This is a genomic window from Fischerella muscicola PCC 7414 (genome assembly GCF_000317205.1).
Taxonomy (GTDB): domain Bacteria; phylum Cyanobacteriota; class Cyanobacteriia; order Cyanobacteriales; family Nostocaceae; genus Fischerella; species Fischerella muscicola.
This window is the reverse complement of the sequence record NZ_AJLK01000063.1, coordinates 1-3,189: the sequence shown is the minus strand read 5'-3', so window position 1 is coordinate 3,189 and position 3,189 is coordinate 1. Positions and strand designations below refer to the sequence as shown.

At 43.1% G+C, this 3,189-nt stretch carries 3 protein-coding genes and 2 pseudogenes; 3 read left to right on the top strand and 2 right to left on the bottom strand.

The features are described 5' to 3' along the window. Together UYI_RS0109245 and UYI_RS32285 are read left to right on the top strand one after the other, a co-directional pair. Nucleotides 1-426 (top strand): annotated as a pseudogene (locus UYI_RS0109245) (ParA family protein); the annotation flags it as partial. A 196-nt stretch (nucleotides 427-622) separates the two neighbouring features. Then, on the top strand, nucleotides 623-1,660 hold the full coding sequence (locus UYI_RS32285) for a helix-turn-helix domain-containing protein (RefSeq protein WP_051035554.1): 1,038 nt from the start codon (nucleotides 623-625) through the stop codon (nucleotides 1,658-1,660). A gap of 61 nt (nucleotides 1,661-1,721) precedes the next feature. On the opposite strand, the gene UYI_RS39985 is transcribed toward UYI_RS32285, so the two are convergent. Continuing rightward, on the bottom strand, nucleotides 1,722-1,838 hold the full coding sequence (locus UYI_RS39985) for a helix-turn-helix transcriptional regulator (RefSeq protein ID WP_326930414.1): 117 nt from the start codon (nucleotides 1,836-1,838) through the stop codon (nucleotides 1,722-1,724). A gap of 159 nt (nucleotides 1,839-1,997) precedes the next feature. On the opposite strand from UYI_RS39985, the gene UYI_RS0109230 reads away from it, so the two are divergent. Beyond that, a complete protein-coding gene (locus tag UYI_RS0109230; RefSeq protein ID WP_016866381.1) occupies nucleotides 1,998-3,017 on the top strand; it encodes a DNA-methyltransferase in 1,020 nt (339 codons plus the stop codon). Nucleotides 3,018-3,076: 59 nt separating this feature from the next. On the opposite strand, the pseudogene UYI_RS36695 reads toward UYI_RS0109230, so the two are convergent. Continuing rightward, nucleotides 3,077-3,189 (bottom strand): annotated as a pseudogene (locus UYI_RS36695) (IS1 family transposase); the annotation flags it as partial.

The window sequence follows — 3,189 nt, the reverse complement described above, 5'->3', positions numbered from 1 at the left end:
AACATTATTATTGACTGTCCTCCGGCTGCGGATTCCCCTGTCCCACAAAGCGCATTGCTGATAGCAGACCTAGCCCTAGTGCCAATCATCCCTTCCCCATTGGATATGTGGGCTGCTGTTGGTATCCGACAGGTGATCCAAAATGTCAGCGATTTTAATGAGGCTTTGCAGTCCAGGTTGGTGTTGAATCAGTGCCAGCCAAAAACAACTTTGACACAGGAAAGTTTGGAAGTTTTGCCAGAATTTGGAATTCCACTGCTCAAAACACAAATACAGCATCGGCAAGTTTACCGTCAGTCTGCCGTGTTCGGGCAAACAGTTCATAATTTTGGCAGCAAGGCGTCAGCCGCAATCTCGGAAATAGAGAGCCTGACCGACGAAGTGCTAGAGATACTAACCGTTAAGCGCCATCAAGATAAAAGTTAAAACTATTTATATAGTTTTTATTGTTGATATAGTTTTTATAATTTATTGGAACCCAGACTGTTTGACAAGGGTGGTTGAGTTTTGGCGTTCTAGTAGCAATCGTGCTGACTAAGCCGCCCGTCACTATGAATGCTACCAAAACGCTAACTATTAAAAACGCTAAAAGCTATACAGGAGAGGTCTTTTCAGATTACTAATTGCAGAACAAGCTGGGGTAACTCGCCAGAGCATCAATAACTACGAGAACGCCAAAACTTTACCAGACAGCAAAATCCTCTCTGCTCTGGCGAGTGCTTTGGGCATTACACTTGATGACTTGCTACGCTCACAAGGTGAAGGACTACCCAACTTCCGGTTCCGCGCTCATGTTTCCTTTGACAAAAATGCCCAGTTTGCGGCCAAAGTGCTACGAATGCTGCAAACTTATAACGCCCTAGAACAAGCCGTTGGCTTACCAAGCTACACCCCAGAAAGTACACCTTGCCATCAAGTAGAAGGCAACGAAAAGCACATTCAGACAATAGCTGCTTTGTTTCGCCATCGCCTTGGCTTGGGAGATGCTCCCATTGCCAACCTGTTTCAGTCTGTAGAAGAAATCGGCTTAAAAGTTTTACGCTCCTCCATTCCCATTAAAGGTTTCTTTGGTCTCAGTGCTTGTAGTGATATTGAAGGTGCTTTTGTTTTGGTAAATACCCATAACATCACCATTGAACGTCAATTATTTACCCTTGCACATGAAATTGGACACTTAATTTTTCACCGTGTAGAGTATCAAGACACTTTAATTGAAGAAGGAACCAAAGAAGAAGAAAAAGCACGAGAGAAGGTGGCTGATTACTTTGCTAGTCATCTACTTGTTCCTCAAGCTGAATTTGAGCGGATGTACACACTTACCCAAGATATTGTCAAACTCAAACGGCATTTTCGGGTGAGTTACTTAGTCATCTTGAATCGTTTAGCAGAAATGGGAATCATTGATTTTGCTAAAGAGAAAGCCAAAATTTGTGCAATTTATAAAAAGCAACATGATGGTGCATCTTTGCAAAACTCAATGGAATTACCACCAGCACTGGCTGCGGAGGATTACCCAGAAAATGAACGTTATGAATTTCTAATTTGGCAGTCTTTAAAATTGAGCAAGATTTCAGAGATGAAAGCAGCAGAACTTCTCAACTTAACTGTTGAAAAACTGCGGGTGCGCCGTCAAGAAAATGAGGTTTATGCAGTCGCTTAACGGAACAATTATTGACGCAACAGCACTCATTGATTTTCGCTGGCTGAACGAGTGGGGGTGGCTACAACAGCACTATTTTTAAACCTAACGCTGTAGCAATCCGTTCAATGTTATCTATCGATATGTTCCTTTCACCTCGATCCACTGAGCCAATGTAAGTACGACGCAGCCCAGCCATTTCTGCCAGCTTCTCCTGTGAGATGCCACGACCCTGCGGTGCCTTCCGTAGATTGTCCGCAAATAACTTCCTCATTTTGGTAATTGTTTTTTCTTCGGTTATATACCGGAATTGCTCTATTGACTACTTTACATCTACAGATTATAAGTATCATTTGTGATGAACCTAAACGTGCGCTTACAAGACATAAAACCTGCTTATTTCACTTACAAAGGAGCTGCCTACCGTGGCGACTCCCGTGAACTCTTGCAAAAATTACCAGATAATAGTGTTAACCTAGTTGTCACTAGCCCACCCTTTGCCCTTCAGCGTAAAAAAGAATACGGCAACAAAGAACAACACGAATATGTGGACTGGCTCACCGAGTTTGCTGCACTCGTTTACAAAAAACTACGTCACGATGGCAGTTTTGTAGTGGATTTGGGTGGAGCTTATGAAAAAGGGGTTCCTGTCCGCAGCCTGTATAACTATCGGGTGCCTATACGCTTTTGTGATGACATTGGTTTTTTCTTAGCTGAAGACTTTTATTGGTACAACCCGTCTAAACTGCCCAGCCCTATTGAGTGGGTTAACAAACGCAAACTGCGGGCTAAAGATTCGGTGAATACTGTATGGTGGTTCAGTAAGACGGAGTTTCCCAAGGCTGATGTGACAAAAGTCCTTGCACCCTACAGCGATCGTATGAAGAAATTGCTGGAAGATCCAGACAAGTTTTACAAACCAAAAGTACGACCTTCTGGTCATGATATTGGTAAAGCCTTCGCCAAAGATAATGGTGGAGCTATCCCGTCTAACCTGTTACAAATTTCTAATACCGAATCCAACGGTCAATACCTGGACGGTTGTAAAGCGGTTTCGGTTAAGCAGCACCCTGCCAGGTTTCCTGCCAAACTTCCTGAATTCTTTATCCGTTTTCTGACAGATCCAGGTGATTTGGTAGTGGACATTTTTGCTGGTTCTAACACTACTGGTCAGGTGGCAGAAGCTGAAAATCGTCTGTGGTTGGCTTTTGAAGAACAGCCAGAATATCTGGCTGCTTCTGCGTTCAGATTCCTAACCAAAGAAAACACTACTGACGAAATGCAGGAAATTTATAATCTCATCCTTGCCGGAGAAGGGGTCGATTTGAACACTTATCACAAGCAAACTGTTCTCAGTTTTGATTCACTCTCATTGTGATTAGAATTAGACTTGGATGTCATCATAATCAACTTTGGCGTTGCTGAGACTGTAATGAACTAAATTGGCAGAGGAATTGTCCGATACTTCAAGTAGTGAAGTAATAAGCGAAGGGAACACTTGAGCATATCGACTGACTTGGAATAGCACAAAGTCTTGCGGTGCAAGCGTG